General features: G+C 64.9%; 18 protein-coding genes and 1 tRNA gene. 12 read left to right on the top strand and 7 right to left on the bottom strand.

Going from position 1 to position 21,003, the window contains the following annotated elements; all coding sequences use genetic code 11:
• Positions 1-157 precede the first annotated feature (157 nt).
• From M4J40_RS19460 to recO, 5 genes are all read left to right on the top strand, one after another.
• Positions 158-1,273 (top strand): branched-chain amino acid ABC transporter substrate-binding protein, encoded by a 1,116-nt coding sequence (locus M4J40_RS19460; protein WP_251756080.1) that lies wholly within the window; start codon positions 158-160, stop codon positions 1,271-1,273.
• A gap of 559 nt (positions 1,274-1,832) precedes the next feature.
• Positions 1,833-3,038, top strand: coding sequence for a Ppx/GppA phosphatase family protein (locus M4J40_RS19465; RefSeq protein WP_405030777.1), 1,206 nt, complete (start codon positions 1,833-1,835; stop codon positions 3,036-3,038).
• Positions 3,031-3,807: an RlmE family RNA methyltransferase gene (locus tag M4J40_RS19470; RefSeq protein ID WP_251756082.1), complete on the top strand. Its 777-nt coding sequence runs from the start codon at positions 3,031-3,033 to the stop codon at positions 3,805-3,807. The genes M4J40_RS19465 and M4J40_RS19470 overlap by 8 nt, the downstream gene beginning before the upstream one ends.
• Entirely contained in the window at positions 3,804-4,421 is a 618-nt protein-coding gene (locus M4J40_RS19475; protein WP_251756083.1) for a RecX family transcriptional regulator, read from the top strand. Before M4J40_RS19470 ends, M4J40_RS19475 begins: the two co-directional genes overlap by 4 nt.
• Positions 4,422-4,432: 11 nt before the next feature.
• Positions 4,433-5,182, top strand: a complete 750-nt coding sequence (recO, locus tag M4J40_RS19480) for a DNA repair protein RecO (protein ID WP_405030778.1) — start codon at positions 4,433-4,435, stop codon at positions 5,180-5,182.
• 3 nt (positions 5,183-5,185) lie between these two features.
• On the opposite strand, the gene M4J40_RS19485 is transcribed toward recO, so the two are convergent.
• Complete coding sequence (locus M4J40_RS19485; RefSeq protein ID WP_251756085.1) at positions 5,186-6,814, bottom strand: class I adenylate-forming enzyme family protein; 1,629 nt, start codon at positions 6,812-6,814, stop codon at positions 5,186-5,188.
• Positions 6,815-6,854: 40 nt separating this feature from the next.
• Complete coding sequence (locus M4J40_RS19490; protein WP_251756086.1) at positions 6,855-8,678, bottom strand: extracellular solute-binding protein; 1,824 nt, start codon at positions 8,676-8,678, stop codon at positions 6,855-6,857.
• A gap of 363 nt (positions 8,679-9,041) precedes the next feature.
• Here M4J40_RS19490 and M4J40_RS19495 point away from each other — a divergent pair, with 363 nt between their 5' ends.
• The gene (locus M4J40_RS19495) at positions 9,042-9,716 is read left to right on the top strand and encodes an invasion associated locus B family protein (RefSeq protein ID WP_251756087.1); all 675 of its coding nucleotides are present in this window, start codon (positions 9,042-9,044) and stop codon (positions 9,714-9,716) included.
• A gap of 75 nt (positions 9,717-9,791) precedes the next feature.
• Here M4J40_RS19495 and M4J40_RS19500 read toward each other — a convergent pair whose 3' ends face one another.
• Positions 9,792-11,234: a catalase gene (locus M4J40_RS19500; RefSeq protein WP_251756088.1), complete on the bottom strand. Its 1,443-nt coding sequence runs from the start codon at positions 11,232-11,234 to the stop codon at positions 9,792-9,794.
• A 109-nt stretch (positions 11,235-11,343) separates the two neighbouring features.
• Here M4J40_RS19500 and M4J40_RS19505 point away from each other — a divergent pair, with 109 nt between their 5' ends.
• From M4J40_RS19505 to M4J40_RS19525, 5 genes are all read left to right on the top strand, one after another.
• The gene (locus M4J40_RS19505) at positions 11,344-12,258 is read left to right on the top strand and encodes a LysR substrate-binding domain-containing protein (protein WP_251756089.1); all 915 of its coding nucleotides are present in this window, start codon (positions 11,344-11,346) and stop codon (positions 12,256-12,258) included.
• Positions 12,259-12,443: 185 nt separating this feature from the next.
• A complete protein-coding gene (gene ndk / locus M4J40_RS19510) occupies positions 12,444-12,866 on the top strand; it encodes a nucleoside-diphosphate kinase (protein ID WP_251756090.1) in 423 nt (140 codons plus the stop codon).
• A 185-nt stretch (positions 12,867-13,051) separates the two neighbouring features.
• Complete coding sequence (locus tag M4J40_RS19515) at positions 13,052-13,594, top strand: response regulator (RefSeq protein ID WP_251756091.1); 543 nt, start codon at positions 13,052-13,054, stop codon at positions 13,592-13,594.
• A 44-nt stretch (positions 13,595-13,638) separates the two neighbouring features.
• Positions 13,639-15,312: an NAD+ synthase gene (locus M4J40_RS19520; protein ID WP_251756092.1), complete on the top strand. Its 1,674-nt coding sequence runs from the start codon at positions 13,639-13,641 to the stop codon at positions 15,310-15,312.
• Positions 15,313-15,365: 53 nt separating this feature from the next.
• Entirely contained in the window at positions 15,366-15,536 is a 171-nt protein-coding gene (locus M4J40_RS19525) for a peptide deformylase (protein WP_251756093.1), read from the top strand.
• Here the strand turns inward: M4J40_RS19525 and M4J40_RS19530 are convergent, their stop codons facing one another.
• The 4 genes from M4J40_RS19530 to M4J40_RS19545 form a co-directional block, all read right to left on the bottom strand.
• Positions 15,537-16,274: a peptidase gene (locus M4J40_RS19530; RefSeq protein ID WP_251756094.1), complete on the bottom strand. Its 738-nt coding sequence runs from the start codon at positions 16,272-16,274 to the stop codon at positions 15,537-15,539. It lies immediately after the preceding gene.
• 532 nt (positions 16,275-16,806) lie between these two features.
• Positions 16,807-17,949 (bottom strand): iron-containing alcohol dehydrogenase, encoded by a 1,143-nt coding sequence (locus tag M4J40_RS19535; protein WP_251756095.1) that lies wholly within the window; start codon positions 17,947-17,949, stop codon positions 16,807-16,809.
• 330 nt (positions 17,950-18,279) lie between these two features.
• Positions 18,280-18,364 (bottom strand) — tRNA-Leu (locus M4J40_RS19540).
• A 75-nt stretch (positions 18,365-18,439) separates the two neighbouring features.
• On the bottom strand, positions 18,440-19,582 hold the full coding sequence (locus M4J40_RS19545) for an ROK family protein (protein ID WP_251756096.1): 1,143 nt from the start codon (positions 19,580-19,582) through the stop codon (positions 18,440-18,442).
• A 163-nt stretch (positions 19,583-19,745) separates the two neighbouring features.
• On the opposite strand from M4J40_RS19545, the gene M4J40_RS19550 reads away from it, so the two are divergent.
• On the top strand, positions 19,746-20,993 hold the full coding sequence (locus tag M4J40_RS19550; protein ID WP_251756097.1) for an ABC transporter substrate-binding protein: 1,248 nt from the start codon (positions 19,746-19,748) through the stop codon (positions 20,991-20,993).
• The last annotated feature ends 10 nt before the right edge of the window (positions 20,994-21,003 follow it).

Here is a 21,003-nt window from a genome sequence, read left to right on the forward strand (position 1 = left end):
ATCTGTTCAAGCTGATCCCCTGATGTAACAAAGCCACTTCTAGTGGCCCAAGCGCAGCGTCCCAAACCTCCGCCTCTGGCGGAGGTTCGTGATTTTTCAAGGCCAAGCTGCTATTGCTGCTTGTGACAGGGTGGATGGCAAAGGGCGTCGGTTGGTCATGATGGGCATCTGGGGCGGTATTCGTCGGGCTTGTCTTTCGGTCGCGGCCCTGGCCGTCATCCTCGTGCCGGCGCGGGCCGACGTGGTGCTCGGCATCGCTGGCCCGATGGGCGGCAGCTTTGCCGACGTGGGGCGCGACATCAAGGCTGGCGTCGAGATCGCCGTGGCGGCGGCCAACGCTCGCGGGGGCATCGGCGGCGAGAAGATCCGAACGGTGGTCGTCGATGACAAATGCGAGGCGGAAACCGGCGCCGCGGTCGCCAATCAGCTGATTGGCAAGAGTGTGCGAGCGGTGATCGGCCATGCCTGCACGGCGGCGGCTTTGCCCGCTGCCCGCGTGTATGACGATGGAGGCGTGCTGTTCCTGTCGCCGGCCGCCACCAACCCGCGCTTCACCGACGAGAAGGTGGGTGACGGTGTGTTTCGGCTGTCGATACGCTCGGATCTCGAGGGAAAGGCGATCGCCGATTATCTGGAGGCCCGGTTCGAGGGAAAGCGGGTCGCTTTCGTCCACGATGGCAGTGTCTACGGGCAGGGGCTCGTCGACCAGGCAGCCAAGCTGTTCGCCGACGGCGGTGGGGCCGTCGCCATGACCGAGCGCTTCACGCCCGGCGAGAAAAGTCAGAACAACCTGATCGGCAAGATCCAGGATGCCGCCGTGTCGGCGGTGGTGATGGGCGCTCTTCAGGCCGACGCGGCGGTGATCGCCGGCGAAATGTGGGCGCGTGGTCTCGATGCGGTTCTCATCGGCAACGAGTCGTTGGCGCTGACCGAGTTCAAGGGCCTGGCGGGCGACGCGGCCGAGGGCACCGTGTTCTTCCTGCCTTTCGTCGACAAGTCATTGCCGCAGGCAGTGGGGCTCCTCTTGTCGCTGGAGGATCGGCAGCTGATGCCGACGGACACCGTCTTCACCGCCCATGCCGCCACGGAAGCCGCGATCGCGGCGCTGAATGCCGGCGGCGATCTTTCCGCGCAAGCGAATGTGCTGCGCAAGGATGGCGTCGACACCGTGCTCGGACACGTCACTTTCGACGACAAGGGCGACTGGAGCGGCGCGGCATTTGAGCCCTATGTCTGGCAGGGTGACGCCTTCGTGCCTCTGCCGCGAGACTGACCGGCTTTTTCATCTGCCCTCCCGGCGACGGGCCGCCTTGCGTGGCTTTCACTGGCGTTTGCCGGCAGCAACTGGTACTGTCGATCCGACGACAAACGAGCATGCGTGCCGCTCGAGCCCCCGTGTCGCTCCCCTTGAGGGAACGCGCGGATGTTAAGCCGGACTCCCATAAAGGGTCTAGGCTCATGGATCGCGGCGCGCCGGAGTACTATCAGTGGGTGACGCGGGCGATCAAAGCGACCGCGCAGACACCACACGAGGACGTACCGACTCCGCCGAAAGCGCGGGGGAGGAAGCGTCGGGTACCCTGTCGAAGCGAGCGGCGCGACGTCGCCGCAAGCGCCGGTCCGGTTCGGGTCCGGCCGCTGACAGGGTCGCTGTGGGACATGCGCCAACAACGGGTGACAAGCATCCGGAGCGGGTGACCGCCCAGCCGGTGCGTAATGATTCGCCTCCTGTTTCCTCTTCGGACAAATCGGAGTCTCCGGCTGGCCGCTCCCGCGAGGACGGTGCTCGACGTCGCCGTCGGCGCGGCCCCTCCAAGGGCGCCTTGCGCGGTGTGCGCAAACCGGGCCGCGAGGATGGTCGCCCGGAAGAAGGGCGTTCTCGCGAGGGTGACCGGCGCAAGGGAGGCGACCGACACGCCGATGGCGGCGAGGCGCGGCCGACCGCCGGCCCAGGCGGCCACCATCATCATGGGCATGGCTCGCATGGGCGGGACGGCCGTCGCGGTCTGCCGGCGACGGGACCGCTCTACGCGGCGCTCGATCTTGGTACCAACAACTGTCGCCTGCTGGTGGCCGAGCCGCAGGATCGGGGCTTTCGTGTCGTCGATGCCTATTCGCGCATCGTCAGGCTCGGAGAGGGTATCGGCCGGACCGGCCGCCTTTCCGATGCGGCGATGGATCGGGCCGTCGAAGCGCTTGCCGTCTGCCGGGCCAAGCTGGCCGACCTCAAGGTTCGCCGGATGCGGTTGATCGCCACCGAGGCCTGCCGGCTGGCTGAGAACGGTCCGCTGTTTCTCGAGCGGGTGCGCCGCGAGACGGGGCTCAATCTGGAAATCGTCAGCCGCGAAACCGAGGCGCGGCTTGCCGTCGCCGGCTGCGCCACGCTGATCGACCAACGCTCGCAGGGCGTGCTGCTGTTCGACATCGGCGGTGGCTCGTCGGAACTGGTTTGGCTCGACCTCCGGCGGCGCGGCGAGGCGCGCGGCTTCGCGCTTACTCGCTTCATCAAGAGCTGGACGTCGCTGCCGGTTGGCGTCGTCACGCTCAGCGAGCGGCATGGCGGTCACATGGTCACGCCCGAAGTCTACCACGACATGGTCGAGGAGGTGGTGGGGTTGCTCGAAGGTTTCGACGGCATGGATGGCGCCGCCGAACTGGTGGCCTCCGGTGGCGCGCATATGCTGGGCACGTCCGGCACCGTGACGACGTTGGCCGGCATTCACCTCGGTCTCAAGCGTTACGATCGTCGCCGCGTCGATGGCGTATGGCTCGATGGCAGCGAGGTGGACGAGATGATCGGCCGCCTGACCGACATGGGCTATGATCAGCGCGTCGCCAATCCCTGCATCGGCTCCGATCGTGCCGATCTTGTGCTGGCCGGCTGCGCCATTCTGGAAGCCATCCGCCGCAAGTGGCCCTGCCAGCGGTTGCGCGTCGCCGACCGCGGTCTGCGCGAGGGCATCCTGGTCGAACTCATGGCCCGCGACGGCGTCTGGCGCCGCCGGCCTCAGCCCGCAAGGACGGAAGCGCATGTCTGACAAGGGAAAATCCGGTGGGGACAAGCCGGCTGGTCCGGACAAGTCCAAGGGCAAGGGGCGGGCCGAGACGGGCCTCAAGGTCAAGGTGAAGACAGCGCGTGGTCGTACGGCCTCGTCGGTGCGCTGGCTGCAGCGCCAGCTGAACGACCCCTATGTGGTCAAGGCGCGCAAGGAGGGCTGGCGCTCGCGCGCCGCCTTCAAGCTGATCGAGATCGACGAGAAGTACCATCTCCTGAAGCCGGGCAATCGGGTGGTTGATCTCGGCGCTGCGCCGGGCGGCTGGTGCCAGGTCGCCGCCAAGAAGACGGGCTCGACGCCGGGCAATCCGCTGGTGGTCGGCATCGACTACCTTGAGATGGACGGTGTGCCGGGCGTGGCGCTGCTTCAGAAGGACTTTCTCGACGAGGACGCGCCGGACGCGCTGATGGCCGCCCTTGGTGGTCATACACCCGACGTGGTGCTCTCCGACATGGCGGCTCCGACCACCGGTCATCACAAGACCGACCATCTTCGCACCACCTACCTTTGCGAGGTGGCGGCCGCCTTTGCTGTCGACGTGCTTCGGCCGGGCGGCGCCTTTGTCGCCAAGGTGTTTCGTGGCGGCACCGAGAACGAGCTTCTGGCGACCCTGAAGCAGAACTTCACGCAGGTCTTCCACTTCAAGCCACCTTCCTCGCGGCAGGAAAGCGTGGAGATGTACGTCGTCGCCAAGGGCTTCAAGGGACGGCCTTCCGCCAAGACGGAGGCGGACGAGGACGCGCAGCCGTGAGCGGCGCGCCGCCCGGCGATGATGGCTGGGACCGCGTCCCCGACGAGCCGGATGGCCCCATCCGGACGACTCCGACAGACCCCAGAAAGCTGCGCGAAAAGCTGCGTCGCTCCGGCTTTGCCTATCTTCAGCGCTACTCCGCTTCGGAGGCGCATTTTTCGGGCTTGATGGAACAGAAGCTCCGGCGCTGGGAGGCAGCGGGCTATGTCGCTTTGGGCGAGGCCCGCGCTGCCGACCTCGTGGCGGAGTTGACGTCGGAGTTTCGCGAGCTCGGCCTTCTTGACGACGCGGGGTTTGCCGCGTCGCGCGTCGCCTCGGCCCGCCGCAAGGGCGCCTCGCGCCTCAAGATCGCCCTGGGTCTCCGGGCGAAGGGCGTCGATGGCGAGCTGGCGCGGGCGGCCATCGAGGACGAGGGCACTGACGAGACTGTGGCGGCGCTCCGTTTCTGCCGGCGACGACGGATCGGTCCCTGGCGGCGAGGCGAGCGTCCGGATTGGGACGGTCTCAACAGGGAGATCGCCATCCTGGCGCGCCAGGGTTTTGCCACTCAGCTCGGCCGCGCCGTCGTGCTACTGTCGCTTGAGGATGCCGAGGAAAAGCTCGGCGCGATTTGAGACTGTCGTCGATGGAATGGGTGTCGGAAGCACTGCTGATCGGTCTTCGCCCGCATGGGGAAACCAGCGCGGTGATCGAGGTGATGACGCCCGATTACGGTCGTCATCTCGGCCTCGTCAAGGGTGCTCGCTCGCGGCGCTTGCAGCCCGTGCTGCAGACGGGCAACTCGCTGCTGGTCAACTGGCGGGCGCGCCTGGAGACCCATCTCGGCCTGTTTTCGGTGGAGCTTTCCGAAGCGCGGGCGGCGCGACTGATGGAGAGCGCCTCCGGCGTGTTCGGCGTGCAGATCGTTGCCGGCCACCTCAGGCTCCTGGCCGAGCGAGAGGCGCATGCCGGTCTCTATCGGGCGGCAATCTCGCTGCTCGATCATCTCGACGGTTTGCTGCAATCGGCGGCGCTGATCGCCCGCTTCGAGCTGATGCTGCTCGACGAACTGGGCTTCGGGCTCGACCTTTCCTGTTGCGCCGCGACGGGCCGGACCGAGAACCTTTGCTTCGTCAGCCCCAAGTCGGCCCGCGCGGTCTCGGGCGAAGCTGGCGCGCCCTATGCCGAGCGTCTGCTGAAACTGCCCGCCTTCATGCTGCCGGGCGCCGAAAATAGCCCGGATGCCGCCGACGTGGTCGCTGCGCTGAAGCTCACGGGCTTCTTCCTCGACCGGCATGTCGCAGGGCCTCGGGCGCTGGATCTGCCACCAGCGCGCGCGCAGCTGCTTGGCAAACTTGAGGCCGAGCGGTTGGAGAACTCACCGAGCCCGGCCTGAACCTCAGGCCACCGCCGAAAGGAACAGAGCCTCCCGACGCACGGTGCCATCGGCATTGCGCGGGATCTCCGAGACGGACACCAGCGCGGCCGGACGGTCGAGCTTGCCGGCCTCCTCGCCTTCGAGCCAGATCAAGAGCTCGGTCAAAGACGGCCGCTCGCCGCTCTTCGGCACTACGGCGAGGCCGAGGCGATGGCCCACAGGACCGGCCTCGATCGGGAAGACGGCGGCGTCCTCGACGCTGGGGTGGCGAGAGAACAGGGCGTCGAGCCGCTTCGGCGATATGGTGATGCCGGCGACACCGATGGTCTCGCCGAGCGTCCCGGTGATCATCAGGTGTCCGTCATGTTCTTCGGTGGCGAGCCCTGTGCGCAGGAACCCGTCGGAAGTCACGCCGAGCAGGGCGCTGCGCCGGCCGGACTGCGGTTCGGGCCAAGGTGCGTCGGGAATGAGGGCCCCGCCAAGCAACAGTTCGCCGCCGTCCGCTTTGCGACTGCGCGCCGTCGCCTTCGACTTGATTTTCGCTTCGAACAGGATCGGCGCCGCGCTGAGGCCGCCCAGGTGCGCCGCCCCAGCCGGCAGTGCCACGGTGCCTCCGGCGGCATCGCGGGCGCGCGGAATGAGGCAGAGGCCGCCGAGCGTCAGAAGATCGACGGTGCGGGCGGCCGGGGCCGGGGCAAGACCGAGACCGACCCCGACGGCCGAGAAGGCGAGGGAGCGGTCGATACAGTCGGCGAGGGGCGCGACTATCACTTCCGGCAGCACGATCCGGTCGGCGTTGACGCTTTCCACCGCTTCTGCGAGGCCGGCGAGCGAGGTGCCGTGGTGGAAGGCGACGTGGCCGCCGGACATCAGCGCCGTGGCGATCGAGCCGGCCACCGATGCCAGGCTGGCGGGGTGCATGGTGGAGAGCACCGTCTCCGGCGCCACGATGCCGGCCTCGATGAGGTGACCGGTGGCGATCGCCATCAGTTGATTGTGGCTGTAGGGGACGATCAGCAGCTCGTCGTCGGGCGTGCGGGCCATGGAGAGCAGCGCGATGTGGTCGGCTGCCTCGCCACGCCGCGCCACCTCGGGCGGCTCGCCCAGCGCGTCGAGATCGGCAAGAACTTCGGAAAGATCGATCAGGCCGTCCGGCTGGCCGTCGCCAACGGCGAAGACGAAGCGGATGGCGAAGGTATCGGCGGCGACGTCGCGGACCAACTCGCCCGACGGCTCGCTCTCGATCTCCGAACCGGTGACCATGGCCTTGATCGACGCCGCCTCAATGGACGCTTCGATCTCGGACTTGGTCCAGTAGATCGGCAATGGCGCCACCACGAGCCCGGCCTTCAGCGCCGCGAACATGATGATGGCCGCGTCTGCACAGGGGGGGAGATGGATGCCGAGCACCATGTCGGGCCGGAGACCGACGGCGGCGAAGAAGGCGGCGAGGCCGTTGATGCGCTTTTCCGCCTCGGCGAAGCTGTAGGTGGCGGAAAGGCCGGGCACCGCGCCCACGCCGACATCCTCGAAGGCGATCGTCTCGGGCGCCGCGGCGGCCGTGCGACGCAGCAGCTCGACCAGCGTCACGTTGCTCCAGACACCGGAGGCGACGTAGGTTTCGGCTCGTTGTTCGGACGTCAGGATCATCGCGCTTTTCCCTGTTGCGCTCGGGTTCCGGAACTTGGCGTCAGGACTTTCCGTCCGCCCACCAGGCGGACGGCTGGATGCCGGTCAGTGCCGTCGTCTCCGGGCGGTGGACACGCGTCCAGCGGGCGACCAGATCCTCGGGCAGGTGATAGAGCGGTATGCAGTAGAGGCCGGAGATCAGCAGGCGGTCGAGGGCACGCACAGCCGCCTCGAACTCGTCGCGGCCAGTGGCGGCCAGGAGGGCATCGATCATGGCGTCGATGGCCTTGCTCGATGCGCCGGCGTAATTGAAGGTGCCTTCGGTAACGGCGGCCCTCTGCGACCAGCGATTCATCTGTTCGTTGCCGGGCGACAACGATGCTGTCCAGAGCATCTGGAGCATATCGAAGTCGAAGGATTTCTGGCGATCGTAATACTGCGTCGAGTCGACCAGCCGCACCGACATGTCGATGCCGACCAGTTTGAGTGTTGCCTGGTAGCTGAGGGCGAGCCGCTCTTCGTCGGGCACCTTGGCCATGAACTCGAAGGTGAACGGTTTGCCGTCGGCATCCACCAGTCGCTTCCCCTCGAGCTTCCAGCCCGCTTCGCCGAGAAGATCGAGGGCGGCGCGCAGCGCCTTGCGGTCACGGCCGGTGCCGTCGCTGACCGGCGGCGCATAGGTGCCGTCCATGACGTCGGGCCTGACCTGATCCTCGAAGGGGGCGAGCAGCGCCTTCTCGGCCTTCGAGGCGGGGACGCCGAGCGCCGACAGGCTCGACCCTTCGAAGTAGGAGCCGCTTCTGGCGTAGGCGCCATAATAGAGCGTCCGGTTGACGGCTTCGAAGTCGAACAGCCGCGTCAGCGCTTCGCGAACGCGGACGTCCTTGAATATCTCGCGGCGGGTGTTGAACACGAAGCCGGTCATGCCCTTTGGCGATCCGTTCGCGATCTTCTCCAGGGCGACACGGCCATCCTTGGCCGCCGGGAAATCGTAGGCCTTGGCCCAATGGCCGGGGTCGCTGTCGATGTAGAGATCGAAAGCGCCGGACTTGAAGGCCTCGAAGTAGGAGGTTCCGTCCTTGAAATACTCGATGCGGATCTCGTCGAAGTTGTCGAGGCCACGCTTGATGGGCAACTCCCGCGCCCAATAGTCCGGATTGCGCTTCAGCACCACCTGCCGGCCTTCGTCGACGCTCGCCACCTGATAGGGGCCGGAGCCCATAATCGGCTTCATCGACGACTGATCGAAGGTATCGGGATCGACCGCATGTCGCGGCAGGATCGGCGTGTAGCCGCCGATAACCAGCGGCAGCTCGCGGTCGGCGCCATCGGCGAAGGAGAAGCGCAGGGTGCGCTCGCCAACACGGTCGACCGAGACCACCTTGTCGAAGCGGCGCTTGTAGACGGGGCGTCCCTTGGTCTTCAGCAGGTCGACGGTGAACAGCACGTCGTCGACCGTTACCGGCTCCCCGTCGGCGAAGGTGGCGGCCGCGTTGAGCGTGAACTCCACCCAGCTGCGGTCGGGCGGCATCTCGATGCTTTCGGCAAGAAGGCCATAGAGCGAGAAGGCTTCGTCGGCTGATCGATGGAGCAGCGTGTCCCAGACGTTGTTGCCGTAAAGGGCGTCCGACAGACCGCGCGGCGCGTTGCCCTTGATGATGAATGGGTTGAGGCTGTCGAACGACCCAGGAAAGCCGAGGGCGAAAGTACCGCCCTTCGGGGCGGCGGGATCGGCGTAGGGAAGATGGTCGAAGTTGGCGGGAAGAGCGGGCTCGCCATGCATGGCAATGCCGTGGGCCGGCGCGGCGCGAGCCGGCAGCGACAGAAGGAGGGCGGTGCTGGCGGTGCCAAGACAGAAGACGCGGCGAGTAATGACGCCAGACATGAACCGGGCTCCGTTCGGAAGCGAATCTTTCAGAGACGTTAACACGTTCGCCCTGTTCGGACCGATGATTTTTGGCTTGAGCGAGGCGCGGTCCACCGCCGAACCGCGTGTCGGGGCATGACTTTTTCCCTTTGAAACCGCCGGGTCACCGTGTTGCCCAATTTTGAAGTCATCGGGTTCTGCGACTTCCGGGCGAGGTGCGAGGTGCGCCCCTCGTGCCGCAGGGGAGGGATAAAGTCACTTTCGGCAGGCTTCCTGGGGCTGAGATTGCGCGAAGCGCTGTTGACAAGTCGATCGAAATCAGACGATCGGTAGCGCCACAGATGTGTGCCTCCGGATCGACGCATGCAAAGGATTGGGCGAATGGCAACAGTTAACTCCTTCAGGACTCTGGGCTGCGTGGCGGCGCTGCTTTTGTCGGCGACGGCCGCTCTGGCTCAGGACAAGCCGGCGGCTCCGGCCGAGGCCCCCGCTGCCAGCGATGCGGCAGCTCCCGCTGCGACGGCCGACAATCCCTGGAACAAGCTCTGTGGCCAGGATGCCCGTACCAAGAAGCAGGTCTGCTTCACGGTCCGCGAGCTCCGCACCGACAGCGGTCAGTTCCTGGCCTCGGCTGGCGTGCGCGAGGTCGACGGCGAGACGCGCAAGATTCTCCTGGTGCAGACGCCGGTTGGCATGCTGCTTCAGCCGGGCATTCGCGTTCAGGTCGACCAGAACACCCAGGTTCCCGGCAAGTATACCATCTGCATGCCCAACGCCTGCTTCGCCGAGATCCCGATCACCGACGACTTCACGGCGTCGATGAAGAAGGGCAAGGACCTGATCATCACCACGCAGAATCAGCAGGCCAAGGCGCTGAACTTCCCGATTTCGCTTACGGGCTTCACGGCCTCCTACGAGGGGCCGGCGATCGACACGGCGGCGCTGCAGCGCCAGCGCGAGCAGCTCGCCTCCGAGGTTCAGCGCAAGGCCAAGGAAGCCCAGCAGAAGCTGCTCGACGCGCAGAACGCCGCGTCCGGCGCCGCTGCCAAGCCCTGATTACGGCCTCACTGAAATGCAAGAAGCCCGGCGGGTCTCCCAGCCGGGCTTTTTTCTGTTCTGCGGCCTTCAGGCTCAGGCGATGCCGAGGGCCTGCCGCACACCGGCGGCGTAGGCCGGGTCGGCCTTCTCGAAGTGACCAAGCTGGCGCTCGACGATCTCCATCGGCACGCCGGCCATGGCGGCGGCGAGGTTCTGGAACAGGCGCTGCCTCTGCCCCTCGTCGAACAGGCGGAACAGGGCGCCGGCCTGCGAGTAGTCGTCATTGCCGAGGCGGTGGTCGTAGCGATCCGCATCGCCGGAAATGCGGAGCGGCGGCTCGCGGAACTCCGGCGCCTCACGTGGTCCGCCGAAGCTGTTGGGCTCGTAATAGGCGTTCGGGTTCGCCTTGTTGGGCATGAAGTTCATGGCGCCGTCCTTGTGGTAGTGGTGGACGGGGCATTTGGGGGCGTTGACCGGCAGCGCCTCATAGTGAGTGCCGAGCCGATAGCGGTGGGCGTCGGCATAGGAGAAGATGCGGGCTTGCAGCATTTTGTCGGGCGAAAAGCCGACGCCGGGCACGATGTTGGACGGCGAGAAGGCGGCCTGCTCGATCTCGGCGAAGTAGTTGTCGGCGTTGCGGTTGAGCTCGAAAGTGCCGACCTCGATCAGCGGATAGTCGGCATGCGGCCAGACCTTGGTGAGGTCGAAGGGATTGTAGGGCGTCTTCTCGGCGTCGAGTTCCGGCATGATCTGCACGCAGAACCGCCAGCGCGGATAGTCGCCGGCCTCGATGGCGCCGAACAGATCCTCCTGGGTCGACTCGCGGGTGCGGCCGACAACCTCGGCCGCCTCGGCATTGGTGTAGTGGCGGTGGCCCTGCATGGTCTTGAAATGGAACTTCACCCAGAAGCGTTCGCCGTCCTCGTTGATGAAGGAGTAGGTGTGGGAGCCGTAACCGTTGATGTGGCGCACGTCGGTCGGCAAGCCGCGATCGGAGAACAGGATGGTGACCTGATGCAGGCTCTCGGGCGACAGCGACCAGAAGTCCCACATGGCGGTGGCGGAGCGAAGATTGGTGCGCGGGTGCCGCTTCTGGGTGTGGATGAAGTCGGGGAACTTCAGCGGGTCGCGGACGAAGAACACCGGTGTGTTGTTGCCGACGATGTCCCAGTTGCCTTCTTCGGTATAGAATTTCAGGGCAAAGCCGCGCACGTCGCGCTCGGCGTCGGCGGCGCCGAGTTCGCCGGCTACCGTGGAGAAGCGGAGCAGCAGCGGCGTTTTCTTGCCGACTTCGGAGAACAGCTTGGCGCGGGTGTAGCGGGTGATGTCGTGGGTCACCGTCAGCTCGCCGAAGGCGCCCCAGCCCTTGGCGTGGACGACGCGCTCGGGGATGCGTTCGCGGTTCTGATGGGCGAGCTTTTCGATCAGTTGCCAGTCCTGCATCAACACCGGGCCGCGCGATCCGGCGGTGAGCGAATTCTGATTGTCGGCGACGGGCGCGCCTGCGGTGGTGGTCTGGATCGGTCTGTCGGTCATGGCGGGGGTCTTCCTGCGGAGGTGGAAAAGCGTCTCGTGCCACCGACATGACGGTATTTTCTGGAATCATTCCAATTGCTTTGTCCGGTCGGGCTGATAGGATTTTCCTATGAGGATCACCCTGCGTCAGTTGCGCTATCTCGATGCCCTCGCCGCCGAGGGGCATTTCGGCCGGGCCGCGGATCGAGCGTCGGTCAGCCAACCAGCCCTCTCGGCCCAGATCCGCGAGCTTGAAGACGCGCTTGGCTGCCAACTTGTCGAACGCGTCTCATCCGGGGCTCGCTTGACGCCGGCCGGCGTCGCCGTCGTCGAGCGCGGTCGGCGTATTCTCGCCGAGGCTGCCGATCTCGAGGCTTACGCGCGTGTCGCCGCCGATCCGACGAAGGGTTCGCTCCGCCTCGGGATCATCCCATCGATCGGCCCCTATCTGCTGCCGAAGCTTCTTCCGGCCCTTGATCAGGTTTTTCCGGCTCTCAAGGTCAGTGTGCGTGAGACGGTAACCGCCACCCTGGTGGGCGAGTTGCAGGACGGTGGTCTCGATCTGGTCATTGCCAGCCTGCCGCTCGACGATCCGTCCTTTCGGGAAATGTCGGTTTTCACGGATGCCTTCCTGCTGGCGATGCCGGCGGCAGGGCCACTGTCTCTCGGCGTCTTCGACAGCGCCGCCGAGATTCCGACCGAGGCGCTCCTGCTGCTGGAGGACGGCCACTGCCTTCGCGACCAGACGCTCGCATCCTGCGGCGCCCTCGACGCCCGGCGGTTGACGCGGGCGGGCGTCACCTCGCTTGCCACCATCCTGCAACTGGTGGCGGCGGGGCAGGGGGTAACGCTACTGCCCGAGCTCTTCCTCGCTGCGACGCCGCTCGATGCCGGGCGCGTTCGTCTGCGGCGCTTCCACGCCCCCGAACCTCACCGCACCGTCGGCCTCGCATGGCGCAAGAGCAGTCCGCTTTCGGGGCTTTGCGAGCAGATCGCCGACCTGATCGCCGAGATGAAGCCGGCGGTCGAGCGAGTGCCCGCTTGAGAAGCGCTACGTTGAGGCTGGGCCGCGACGCCCCCTCGATTTGCTTGCCAAACAAGGAACCCCTTGTCCTCAAGGCCCTTGCCGCGCTTGCTCCGATGCCCTCCCACCGCTATAAGCCCGCCTGACCAGAGATCCGGCACCGGCCGGACCCGGCCTTGCCGCCAACCACAGAGGGGCAGACTTCCATGGCGATCGAACGTACCTTCTCGATGATCAAGCCCGACGCGACCCGTCGTAACCTTACCGGCGCCATCACCGCCAAGCTCGAGGCGGCCGGCCTGCGCGTCGTCGCTTCCAAGCGCGTGTGGATGAGCCGCAAAGAGGCCGAAGGCTTCTACGCCGTCCACAAGGGCAAGCCCTTCTATGACGAACTCGTCGACTTCATGTCGTCGGCCCCGACCATCGTGCAGGTGCTCGAGGGCGAGAACGCCATCGCCAAGAACCGCGAAGTGATGGGCGCCACCAACCCCGAGAAGGCTGCCGAGGGCACGATCCGCAAGGAGTTCGCGCTGTCGATGGGCGAGAACTCGGTGCACGGCTCCGACGCGCCGGAGACGGCCGCTCAGGAGATCGCCTACTGGTTCTCCGAGACCGAAATCGTCGGCTGACGCTTTCCATAAGTCCAGGCGAAGAACAAAAGGGCGCTCTGAACAGGGCGCCCTTTTTGCGTCGGGTCATAATTTAGAAAACGTTTCGGTCGTAAACCAAATTTTCTTCATTCCATGGCAAGCCTCAAGCCCGGACGAGGAGTTATTACGTTCTAGCAGGTTGTTGTCGTAGGGTTTTTCGCTTCATGGTCGATCCGGCGGATCAAGGTACCTATGTGCGTCTCGACGCTTTGCGCGTCGGAGTTGTCGATGACAGTGCCTATTTTCGCAAGCTTGCGGAAACAATGCTGGGCGCTTTCGGCGTACGCGTCATCCTGCAGGCCGCCACCGAGGCGGAAGCCCTCACCATGGTCATGTCGCAGTCGCCGGACGTGCTCCTGCTCGACTGGAATCTCGGAACCGCCGGTAATGGCGTGGCGCTGCTCGATCTGCTGCGCCGCCATCCCGACGAACGGGTCTCGACGCTCGCCGTGGTCATGGTCACCGCCTATGCCGACAAGCGCCGCATGCTGGCGGCGGTGCAGCTGGGGGCCAACGACGTTCTGGTCAAGCCGCTGTCGGCGCGGCGCCTCTACGAACGGCTCGCCGAACTGTCGTCGGTGCGGCAGCTTTACGCGCGGCGCGGCAACCGACTGGTACCGGCCGTGCCGCCGGCCAAGGTCATTCATGATGGGCCAAGCGAAATCATTCGGGTGCGTTCACATTTTCTGAGCAAGCCGACCCATTGATTCCGTTGCCGTGGCGAGGGCTTTCTGGCTAAATCGCCGCCACCATGACAACTTCCTTTCGCTCTCTGAAGCTCGCACTCGCCCAGGCCAATCCAGTGATGGGCGATATTTTCGGCAATCTCGACAAGGCGCGACAGGCTCGCGCCGAAGCGGCGCGACTTGGCGCCGATCTCCTGATTCTGCCGGAGCTCTACATCGTCGGCTACACGCCGGAGGATTTGGTGCTGAAGCCGGCTGTCCAGCGCGATTGCCGGCGGGCTATCGAGCGTCTGGCCGCCGAAACGGCTGACGGTGGGCCGGCGGTGCTGGTCGGTACCCCGTGGCTCGATGACGATGGAGCGCTGCGCAACGCGGCCGCCCTGCTCGAGGGCGGTGCCATCGCCGCCCTGCGCTTCAAGGCCGACCTGCCCAATTACTCCGTGTTCGACGAAAAGCGCGTGTTCCAGCCCGGTCCGCTGCCCATGCCGGTGACCTTCCGCGGGGTCAGGCTGGGCCTGCCGGTCTGCGAGGACATCTGGAAGCCAGAGGTCGTCGAGCATCTCTCGGAGACCGGCGCCGAGCTGCTGATCGTCATCAACGGTTCGCCCTATCGCTGGACGGTGATGAGCGAGCGCATCGAAGTTGCCACGGCGCGCGTCGTCGAAAGCGGCCTGCCCATGGTCTACCTCAACACGGTCGGCGGCCAGGACGAGCTGGTGTTCGACGGCGCCAGCTTCGGGATCAACCCGGACCGTGATCTGGCCTGTCGCATGCCGGCCTTTTCCGAGACGACGGCGCTGGTCACCCTTGCCGAGGGGGCGGATGGCTGGCGGATCGTACCCGGGGAGGTCGCGCCCTATCCGGACGTGCAAGCGGCCAACTGGCTCGCCTGTGTCACCGGCCTCCGCGACTATGTCGAGAAGAATCGCTTCCCTGGCGTGGTGCTCGGTCTGTCGGGCGGTATCGACTCGGCCGTCGTCGCGGCGATGGCCGTCGATGCCTTCGGCGCCGACAAGGTTCGCTGCCTGATGCTGCCCTATCGCTACACCTCGGCCGACAGCCTCGAGGATGCCGCGAAATGCGCTGCCTTGCTCGGCGTTCCCTACGACGTCGTCGCCATCGCCGATCCGGTGGAGGGTTTCCTCAAGTCGCTCGGGCCGCTGTTCGAAGGCACCAAGGCCGATACCACCGAGGAAAACCTCCAGTCGCGCGCGCGCGGCACCATCCTGATGGCCGTTTCCAACAAGTTCGGCTCGATGGTGCTGACCACCGGCAACAAGAGCGAGATGTCGGTGGGCTATTGCACGCTCTATGGCGACATGAACGGCGGCTTCAACCCGATCAAGGATCTCTACAAGATGCAGGTCTACGGGCTGGCCGAGTGGCGCAACGCTCACCGTCCGGACGGCCTCAAGGGACCGGCCGGCGAGGTGATTCCGAAGCGCATCATCACCAAGGCGCCGACGGCCGAACTGCGCGAAAACCAGACCGATCAGGACAGCCTGCCGCCCTATCCGGTGCTGGACGGCATCCTCAATGGCCTTGTCGAGGAAGAGAAGACGGTGGCCGAGCTGATCGCCGCCGGTTTCGACGAGCCGACGGTGCGCCGCGTCGAGCATCTGCTCTACATTGCCGAGTACAAGCGCCGGCAGGCGGCGCCTGGCGTGAAGATCACCACCAAGAACTTCGGCCGCGATCGTCGTTACCCGATCACCAACCGATTCAGGGACCGTGGGTAAAGCGTTCCGCCGAGAGGGCTGAGACAGCCGTGGGCCATGGGGACAACCTCTCCATGGCCTTTGTTTTCGAAAGGCATGACGGCGAGGCTCTTCAAATAGTCCGAGCACGCGTCTTCGAAGACGCTCTGTCCGTCCGCCTGCAACACGAGACCGACCACACCGTCGGCGTCGTCTTCACCGACCGGGTGTGGCGTTTCGTCAAGGTGCGCCGACGGATCGCCTGATCACTTGTAGGGCGGTATGGGGATCGCCCGGTAGGCGGCGCGCAGGGCCGCGCTCCAGCGCTCGCGCAAATCGTGGAAATAGGGCTCGCCGGGCTCGATGCGGTGCAGGATGTCGTGGGCGATGGCGTCACGCTTGACCGTTACCAGATCGATCGGCATGCCGACGCCGAGATTCGAGCGCATGGTCGAATCCATCGAGATCAGGCCGAGCTTCACCGCCTCGATGAGATCGGAGGAGAAGGTGATGGCGCGGTCGAGGACCGGCTTGCCGTATTTGTGCTCGCCGATCTGCAGGAAGGGCGTGTCCTCGGTCGCTTCGATGAAGTTGCCCTGCCGGTAGACCATGAACAGGCGCAGGCGCCCCTTGGCCACCTGACCGCCAACCAGCATGGTCACCTCGAAGCCGGCATTGGACTGTTCCAGCGCCTCGCCGTCGATGCGGTAGACCTCGCGCACGGCGCGGCCGACGAGCTGGGCCGTCTTGAACATGGATGGCGTCGTCCAGATGGTCTCCATCTGGCCGGTTTCCGTGTTCTCGATGCCTTCGTTGAGAAAGGACAGGACCGCCTGGGTGATGGCGAGATTGCCGGCGGTGGCCACCGCGATCATGCGGTCGCCCGGCTTCTCGAAGATGTGCAGCTTCTTGTACTGGGAGACGTTGTCGAGACCGGCGTTGGTGCGCGTGTCCGCGATCATCGTCAGGCCTTCCTTGACGAGGATGCCAACGCAATAGGTCATCTCTTTCTCCCGAGCGGCCAGAATTCCGTTCTGTTTAGATCATCGGTCTGCGATTCCAAAGCGCCATTTGCGCCATGGGAGCGCGGTTTCGACAATGTTGCTGAAAGGAAAAGAAAAGGCCGGATATCCATGAGGATACCCGGCACTGAAGTGTACGATCGCCCGCACGGACAACGCGGAAACCGATCGTTCTGGCGGGGAACCGCCGAAGCACCACCGTCGCAGGAGGAGTGACTGATCCGCGGCGACGAAGACGACGGGCGCCGCGCGACCAGCGACCGTCATCCTTGAACAACCAAGCAGGGCCCGGAGACGATGCGAGACCATCTGGAAGCGCCTCGGCGGCAGCAATTCGCCTCGGCATCTCCTTGTTGCAAATGATTGTCATTTCTAACTCGCGATTGATAGCCAGGCAATCCGGGAAAATGCGGGTAGGCGGCAAATTCTTGAGTTTCTGCTTCAATAAATACAAAAGAGCGGGCGCGGCACCCTTTGAAGGATGCCGCGCCCGCCCGAACGACAGTGGTTTGCCTCAGCCGTAATAGGCTGCGGTGTAGAGCGCCTTGACGTCGGTCACCGAGGGCGTGCCCGGGTTGGTCAGCGTGCAGGGGTCGGCGAAGGCGTTCTCGCTCATGCGGTTCAGGACCTTCTTGAACTTGCCCTCGTCGAAATCGACTTCCTCGCAGTCCTTGAAGGTGGCGGGGATGGCCAGCTTCTTGTTGAGGTCGCGGATCGCCTGGGCCAGATCCTTGATGCCGAGCACGTGCTCCACATAGGCGTACTTGTCGGTGAACTGCCGATTGAAGTCGATGATGTAGGGCAGCATGATCGCGTTGGCGAGGCCGTGGGTCACGCCGAACTCACCACCGATCTTGTGGGCCATCGAGTGGACGAGACCGAGCGAGGCGTTGGTGAAGGCCATGCCGGCCAGCGCCGAAGCGTTGTGCATGTTGAAGCGGGCCGTCTTGTCGGTCGGCGTCGTGTAGGCCTTTTCCAGGTTCTCCAGCACCAGCTTTATCGCCTCGACCGCGTAGGGGTCGGTGAAGGAGGTGGCGGCGATCGAGGCGACGGCCTCGACGGCGTGGCACATGACGTCCATGCCGGTGTTGGCGGTGACGTTGGCCGGCATCACCATCGGCAGGGCAGGGTCGAGGATGGCGATGTCGGGCACCATGTCGGCGGCGACGATCGGGTACTTGATGTGGCTCTTGGTGTCGGTGATGACCGAGAAGGCGGTGATCTCCGAGGCGGTGCCGGACGTTGAGGGAATGGCGACGAAGCGGGCCTTGTTCCTGAGCGGCGGCATGGCGCCGACCGGAATGATGTCCTCGAAGGTGAGGTTCGGATGCTCGTAGAAGCACCACATCACCTTGGCGGCGTCGAGCGCCGAACCACCACCGATGGCGACGATCCAGTCGGGCTCGAACTCCTGCATGGCCTTGGCGCCGCGCCAGACGGTTTCGACCGACGGGTTGGGTTCGACGCCGTCGATGACGATCGAGTCGATGCCGCCCTTCTTCAGGATGGCGATGGCCTGGTCGAGGAAGCCGAAGCGCTTCATGGAGCTGCCGCCGGTGACCAGCGCCGCCTTCTTGCCCTTGAGATCGGCGAGCTTGGAGAGAGAGCCCTCGCCGTAAATGATGGTGCGGGGGATGGAGAAGTTCATGACGGTCATCTCAGTCTCCTTGTCGGAACGAGGGGAGGGCTCGTCCGGGCATGGCGGTCCGGTCCGACTCCTTGCGGGAGGCGGCGAAGGCGGGCTCTCGGTTGCAAATTCTGAAGCGGGTCGGGAGGTCGGCTACCGCTGGAGGAGTTATTTCCTGACGACTAGATCAGACTTTGGTCGCAGAAACTCAAGCGACCTAAAAACGTTTAAGTCCTTGGGATGCCGATATAAACGGTTTATATGTAAAGAATAATCATCTTTACTGTGAGGGGAAATACTTGGTTCTGTTGACGGCGGATGCGGGAGAGGTTGCTGGGCGGAGGAGGTGCTGTGAGCGATTGGTGCGGACGGCGGGGATCGAACCCGCATGACCAAGGCCGAGGGATTTTAAGTCCCTTGCGTCTACCAGTTTCGCCACGTCCGCACTGAGCGGCGATATTGCTGGCCGAAGCCGGCGGGTCAAGCCCCGATCGCGGTTCGGTAACCGCCAAACCGCCTGCTAGACGCCTTTCACCGCCCGGCCTCGATACTTGTGAGGGGCGGTGACCTCGTATTGGGGGATGCTCGCCGCGCCGAGATGGAAGTGTTCGCGGTCGATCTGCGACACGAGGATCTGCGTGTCGGACGGTGGCTCGCTTACCAGGATACGCAGATGTTCCGCCAAGGCTTCCAGCACGCTGCGCGGCAAAAGTCCTCCCAGGACGATCGCTTCGCAATCGAGAAGCATCTGGGCGTGATGGACGAGGGGGGCGAGTTGCGATGCCGCCCGGCGCAGCCAGCCGTCGACGCGCGTGTCGGTTCCGAGTGTTTCGGGCAGGTCGAACAGGCTGCGGTGGCTCTCGCCCAGCTCGGATAGATAATGCATCAGATCGCGTCCGCTCGGGCGGGGCATGTCCTGCGGAAAGTGGCTGCCGAAGGCTGCGGCGTTGCCGAACGAGCCGCGAAACAGGCGTCGATGCAGGATGTTGCCGCCGCCAAGCCCGTAGGCGAAGTAGATCAGGCAGAAGTTTTCCATCTGGGCGCCCACGCCGAAATAGGCTTCGGCGAGAGCTGCGGCGTGACCGTCGTTCTCCACCCAGGTCGGCACGCCAAGCGCGTCCTCGAAGATCTGGCGCGGTTTGCTGCCGCGCCAGAGCGGCCATTCGCTCGGTGTGAAGAAGCGCCGCTGGTTCTCCGTAAGGTTGATCGGCAGTGAGACGCCGGCGGCCAACAGCTGGCTTCGATCAAGGCCAGCGCCTTCCAGCAACGTCTGCACGATGTCGGCCGTCATTGCAGCGGCCGCGCCGGGGTCGCGCATCTCGGTTTCCACCATCCGCTCGGCGATGACCTCTCCCGTCAGCGAACTGAGGGATACCGCAACCCGATCCACCGTGAAGGCGATGCCGGCCATGCGCAGCCTGTCGCTGTTCACGCGCAGCAGGCGGGTCTTGCGCTTGGCGGCGGAACGGGGCTGAGCGACGCTTTCGAAATCGACATCTTCCAGCATTCCCCAGTCGATCAGGTCCTGGCTGAGGCGCGTCAGGGTGGCGGGCTGGAGGTCGGTGAGATCGGCAATCTCGATGCGCGGCATCGGACCGTAGAGCCGCAACGTCTCCAGAATGCGTCGGTGATTGTGGCCTAAGGAGAAGCTGGGCTGCAGCATGATGGTCCTGTGGCGAAGAGGGCGGGCCAGCCTCAGTGATGCCGGATTGGCCGGGCGGAAACAATATCGCCGCTAATTTTCTTTCTGTAAAGAAAATGTCACCGAGCGTCGTTAAGCCACAGGGCGCCACCCGGGCGTAGTCCGTCTCTCAAGGAGCCCTGTCATGTCCTCCAAGTCCCTCGTCGCGTCAGTCGCCGCCCTGGCGCTGATCTCGACGGCTGCTCTTGCCGCCGATGTCGCATCGCCGGCTTTCGGCGACAAGTTCAACGTTACCGATACCTCCGTGCCGCTCGACAAGCTCACGCGCGCCAACTTCTATGAAGTCCTGGTGCCGCTCGCCAAGGCGAAGGGCAGTCTGACCTTCTACAGCTACTGGCCGCCGGCGCCGCTCGTCGTTTACCAGCAGCAGATCATTCCGTCCTTCGAGAAGAAGTACGGCATCAAGGTCAACTTCAACTCCGTGGAGACCAACGTCGGCCTGCCGCAGCTCGATGCGACCTTCAAGGAAGGCAAGCCGTCGCCGATGGACGCCTACTTCTCGTCCGACCTGCCGGCGAACCTCGACGAAATCGCCAACATTCGTCTGGTCGACCTGCTGCCGAACGCGGCGGACATCGATCCGAAATATGCCCGCACCTACCGGGGAATCGCCCACGGCGGCGCCTACGTTCCCTTCCATGCCAACCAGACGGTCATCGCCTTCAACTCGGCGATGGTGAAGGAAGCGCCCAAGACCTTCGACGAGTTGCTCGCCTATTCCGAGCAGAATCCTGGGAAGGTGGCCGTGACCTCGCCGTTGCGTGGCGGTTCCGGCAGCGGTTTCCTGACCTCGCTCGCCCGGCAGAAGATGTCGGCCGAGTGCGTCGAGAAGTTCATGGACCTCACCAGCGACGAGGCGCAGTCGAAGGCCCTGGTCAATGACGGCCCGTGCTTTGCTCCGGTCTGGGACTACTTCAAGACCCTGCTCCAGACCGCCCAGATCACCAACGGCAACACCGACACGCTGAACCTGATGGCCAATGGCGTCGCCACCATCGGAACCGCCTGGGAGGACCTGACCTTCTCCTACATCAAGGGAAAGCAGCTGCCGGAGACGATCCGCGTCACGATCCTGGAAGGCGGCCAGACCGGTGGTGCGGAAGGCGCGTTCATTCCGGCCAATACCGACAATCTCGCCGCCGCGCTCCTGTTCATGGACGAGATGCTGGCGCCCGAGCATCAGGCCTGGAAGCTGGTCGGCTTCGCCTCGCGGTCGCCGAAGACCGGGCTTGACGACGGCATGATCCCCGAGGACGTGCGGAAGTTCCTGCTGCCCACCAAACTGTTCGCGGAACGGCAGATTTCCAGCCCCAATCCGATCATGTCCAAGGTTGTCCGCGATGCCTTCGCGGCCAAGGTTCTCGAGAACTGAGCAAGAAAAG

It is taken from the genome of Pleomorphomonas sp. JP5 (assembly GCF_023721815.1).
GTDB lineage: Bacteria > Pseudomonadota > Alphaproteobacteria > Rhizobiales > Pleomorphomonadaceae > Pleomorphomonas.

Coding starts and splice junctions, on each gene's coding strand:
- M4J40_RS19460 (WP_251756080.1), top strand. CDS start 158: ATGATGGGCATCTGGGGCGGTATTCGTCGGGCTTGTCTTTCGGTCGCG.
- M4J40_RS19470 (WP_251756082.1), top strand. CDS start 3,031: ATGTCTGACAAGGGAAAATCCGGTGGGGACAAGCCGGCTGGTCCGGAC.
- recO (WP_405030778.1), top strand. CDS start 4,433: ATGGAATGGGTGTCGGAAGCACTGCTGATCGGTCTTCGCCCGCATGGG.
- M4J40_RS19485 (WP_251756085.1), bottom strand. CDS start 6,814: ATGATCCTGACGTCCGAACAACGAGCCGAAACCTACGTCGCCTCCGGT.
- M4J40_RS19490 (WP_251756086.1), bottom strand. CDS start 8,678: ATGTCTGGCGTCATTACTCGCCGCGTCTTCTGTCTTGGCACCGCCAGC.
- M4J40_RS19495 (WP_251756087.1), top strand. CDS start 9,042: ATGGCAACAGTTAACTCCTTCAGGACTCTGGGCTGCGTGGCGGCGCTG.
- M4J40_RS19500 (WP_251756088.1), bottom strand. CDS start 11,234: ATGACCGACAGACCGATCCAGACCACCACCGCAGGCGCGCCCGTCGCC.
- M4J40_RS19505 (WP_251756089.1), top strand. CDS start 11,344: ATGAGGATCACCCTGCGTCAGTTGCGCTATCTCGATGCCCTCGCCGCC.
- ndk (WP_251756090.1), top strand. CDS start 12,444: ATGGCGATCGAACGTACCTTCTCGATGATCAAGCCCGACGCGACCCGT.
- M4J40_RS19515 (WP_251756091.1), top strand. CDS start 13,052: ATGGTCGATCCGGCGGATCAAGGTACCTATGTGCGTCTCGACGCTTTG.
- M4J40_RS19520 (WP_251756092.1), top strand. CDS start 13,639: ATGACAACTTCCTTTCGCTCTCTGAAGCTCGCACTCGCCCAGGCCAAT.
- M4J40_RS19525 (WP_251756093.1), top strand. CDS start 15,366: ATGGCCTTTGTTTTCGAAAGGCATGACGGCGAGGCTCTTCAAATAGTC.
- M4J40_RS19530 (WP_251756094.1), bottom strand. CDS start 16,274: ATGACCTATTGCGTTGGCATCCTCGTCAAGGAAGGCCTGACGATGATC.
- M4J40_RS19535 (WP_251756095.1), bottom strand. CDS start 17,949: ATGACCGTCATGAACTTCTCCATCCCCCGCACCATCATTTACGGCGAG.
- M4J40_RS19545 (WP_251756096.1), bottom strand. CDS start 19,582: ATGCTGCAGCCCAGCTTCTCCTTAGGCCACAATCACCGACGCATTCTG.
- M4J40_RS19550 (WP_251756097.1), top strand. CDS start 19,746: ATGTCCTCCAAGTCCCTCGTCGCGTCAGTCGCCGCCCTGGCGCTGATC.